We start from the raw sequence: 3,270 nt of genomic DNA on the forward strand, positions 1-3,270 counted from the left end.
GCACTTCAGAATTGAACTCGCCACCTCCGATAAAGATCGTGCTCACTGGTGGTTCTGCGTGCAGGTGATGGCATTCATGGTTGACTCCGCGCGGAACAAATCCTCGAACAACAGTGCGCTGTGTGGCGTGCGCCCACGTTGTAGAGCCCGTCCAATAGTCGACGTGATGATAGACCGCGCTGCCGGGACTTTGCCTTTCATCGGGACTGCCCTCAGCAAGAAAGTCACATCTGCGCACGGCGTCTGCCGTGCGCAGATGCTTCGGCTCCGCTCTCGCTGTTGCCTTTAGGCTTCATCATCGAGTGCGGGCCACGATGGCCCGCTGCTCTACCCGGGGCCCCTCTGCAGCGGCGAGGCGGGGACGACAGGCCGCGTAGCGGGAGCCGACAGGGATGTCGGCTCCTTTTCGCCGGGGCAGGATGCCCTGTCGAAAAGCCCGGCCCCGACTCGCGAACCTTGCGGACAGGATGTCCGCAAGGCGCGGAAGCGGGGTGGCCTCTCTTTGGGCCACGTTTCTCTGGCCACACAGAGAAAGGTGGCTCGGCTGCCGAAGGCAGACGAAAGCTTTTGCTCTTAATGCCATAGGCAAAGACAAGAGCATCGCGCACAGGGTGCACTCCTACAAAAAAGCTGGAGCGCGGAGCGAGTCAGAGTTAGCGACGTGAGGTAACGCGCGGGAGAGCCGGCGGGCAGTGCCCGCCCCACGCTGGCCGATGCACGAATCGGCGAGCAAAAGCGCAGCGATCAGCCTTCGGCCGAATCATCCTTCTGCGCCAGATCCTTCAACAGCTGAAAGATCTCCCGGTACGCCTTCGGCGGCTTGTTCGGCGTGTCCTTCTCGACGCGCGCCTGGCGCACCAGCGAACGCAGGTGCTGGCGATCGACCTGCGGATGCTCCGCGATCAGTTCGGACAGGGCGGCTTCATCCTCGGCGATCAGTCGATCGCGCATGGACTCCAGACGATGCATCGCGGCGGTTTCCTGGCGCTGCTTCTCGCGGTTCTCGCCGAGCTCGGCGCGCACCGCGGCGAAGTCGTCGTCGTCGTAGCGGCGCATCACCTTGGCCAGGAAGGCGAGCTGGCGCTTCTTCGCGCCGTGCGAGCTGATGCGGCGGGTCACGTCGATCTCGTGGCGCACGTCGTCGGGCAGGGGCAGCTTGGCCAGGCGGCTGGGCGGCAGGTCCACCAGCTGCTGGGCCAGCGCCAGCACCGCCAGCGCATCGCGGCGCTGCTGGGTGCGGCTGGGGCCGTAGTCCGCTTCTTCTTCGAGTTCGTACTGGTTGCGGCTGCGGCTCGGGCTCACGGTGTCATTCCAGGATGGGGTGGATCAGCGCTGCGGGTCTTCGCGGTCCGCCACGCTTGCGGTGTGGTCGTCCGCCGGCGTGGTCTCGGCCTGCTCCAGCGCGAAGCGGGGCAGTGGCTCGCCATCCAGCTCGACGGTTTCGCAGAACATCGTCGCCGGGCGCACCCACAGGCCGAAGTCGCCGTAGAGCGCCTGGTAGACCACCAGCGGCTCCATCGTTTCGCTGTGCTGCGCGGTGCCCAGCACGCGGTAGCGCTGACCCTTGTAGTGACGATAAATGCCGGCGGCAGGTTGCATGGACGTGCTCCGCAGCTCTTTCAATCCGCGCTCGCGCCCCCAATTCGGGAGCCGGCGGTCGCGAACCGCTTATTCTACCCGCCTAATCCCCAGGAATGCCCAACGTGAGCGAAGTTGCCCTCAGCCAGACGCCGGATCGCAGTGAACAGGACATGGAGCGACTGGCCGATCTTGCCGCTGACGTGATCCGCCGGGCGCGCGCCGCGGGCGCCAGCCAGGCCGAGGTGGCGGCCAGCATCAGCAGCGGGCTCAACGTGAACGTGCGGCTGGGCGAGGTGGAGACGGTCGAGCACACCCGCGACCGCGGCTTCGGGCTGACCGTGTATTTCGGCCAGCGCAAGGGTTCGGCCAGCACCGCCGACCTCAACCCCGATTCGATCCAGGCCACGCTCGACCAGGCCTGCGCGATCGCCCGCTACACCGAGGAAGATCCCGCCGCTGGGTTGGCCGATGCGGCGCGCATGGCCACCTCATTCCCCGATCTGGACCTGTGGCATCCGTGGAGCATCGACACCGCGCAGGCGATCGAGCTGGGCATCGCGATCGAGGATGCCGGTCGCGCCCATCCGGGCATCAGCAATTCCGACGGCGCCAGCGTGCAGGCCGGCGAGGGCTTGTCGGTGTATGCGAATTCGCACGGCTTCGTCGGGCGCGAGCGCGGCACCCGGCACTCGCTGTCGCTGGCGCTGATCGCCGGTGACGACGACGGCATGCAGCGCGACTACTGGTACGACAGCGTGCGTGCCGCCGGTGATTTCATGAGTGCGCAGGCGCTCGGCGACAAGGCGGCCGAACGCACGCTGGCGCGACTGGGTGCGCGCAGCCTGTCGACGCGGCAATGCCCGGTGCTGTTCGTGCCGGAGCTGGCGCGCGGACTGATCGGCCATCTGCTGAATGCGGTCAGCGGCGGCGCGCTGTATCGCCAGGCCAGTTTCCTGCTCGACCAGGTCGGCAAGCCGGTGATGCCGGCATGGCTCGACATCAACGAGCGGCCGCATCTTGCGCGCGGCCAGGGTTCGGCCAACTTCGACGCCGAGGGCGTGGCCACCGTCGACAGTGCGCTGGTGGAAAGGGGCGTGCTGGCGCGCTACATGCTGAGCAGCTATTCGGCGCGCAAACTGGGCCTGTCGTCGACCGGCAACGCGGGCGGCATCCACAACCTGGTGGTGGACGCGGGCGCGGCCGACGGCGAGCGATCCGATTTCGACGGCATGCTGGCGCGACTGGGCACCGGCCTGCTGCTGACCGAGGTGATGGGGCAGGGCGTGTCCACCGTCACCGGTGACTATTCGCGGGGCGCCTCGGGCTTCTGGGTCGAAAACGGCAAGATCGCCTACCCGGTGGAAGGCATCACGATTGCCGCCAACCTGCGCGACATGTTCAACGGCATCGTGGCCGTGGGCAGCGACGTGGACATCCGCTCGCACCTGCTCACCGGCTCGATCCTGCTCGACCGCATGACCGTCGCCGGCGAATAGGCATGGACTCCCTCCCCTGCGTGCAGGGGAGGGCCGGGGTGGGGTCGCACTTGATCGTTGCTTTTTCGCCACCTCGGGCAACCCCCTCCTGACCTCCCCCTGCACGCAGGGGGAGGAGCAGAGCGCCGCTCGTCTCCCCCCCCTACATGCAGGGGAGGAGCAAAGCGCTGCTTGTCTCCCTCCCCTGCAAGCA

3 protein-coding genes are annotated in these 3,270 nt (G+C 67.0%); 1 reads left to right on the forward strand and 2 read right to left on the reverse strand.

The genetic code is table 11. From position 1 onward, the window contains the following. Positions 1-744: 744 nt before the first annotated feature. Both yjgA and UU7_RS17105 read right to left on the reverse strand, forming a co-directional pair. Positions 745-1,302: a ribosome biogenesis factor YjgA gene (gene yjgA / locus UU7_RS17100; RefSeq protein ID WP_007810697.1), complete on the reverse strand. Its 558-nt coding sequence runs from the start codon at positions 1,300-1,302 to the stop codon at positions 745-747. 24 nt (positions 1,303-1,326) lie between these two features. After that, positions 1,327-1,599 carry a DUF1653 domain-containing protein gene (locus UU7_RS17105; protein WP_007810699.1) on the reverse strand — a complete coding sequence of 91 codons (273 nt, stop codon included), beginning with the start codon at positions 1,597-1,599 and terminating at the stop codon, positions 1,327-1,329. Between the two features lie 95 nt (positions 1,600-1,694). On the opposite strand from UU7_RS17105, the gene pmbA reads away from it, so the two are divergent. Continuing rightward, on the forward strand, positions 1,695-3,077 hold the full coding sequence (gene pmbA, locus UU7_RS17110) for a metalloprotease PmbA (RefSeq protein WP_193385095.1): 1,383 nt from the start codon (positions 1,695-1,697) through the stop codon (positions 3,075-3,077). Positions 3,078-3,270: the final 193 nt, after the last annotated feature.

The organism is Rhodanobacter spathiphylli B39, assembly GCF_000264295.1.
GTDB lineage: Bacteria > Pseudomonadota > Gammaproteobacteria > Xanthomonadales > Rhodanobacteraceae > Rhodanobacter > Rhodanobacter spathiphylli.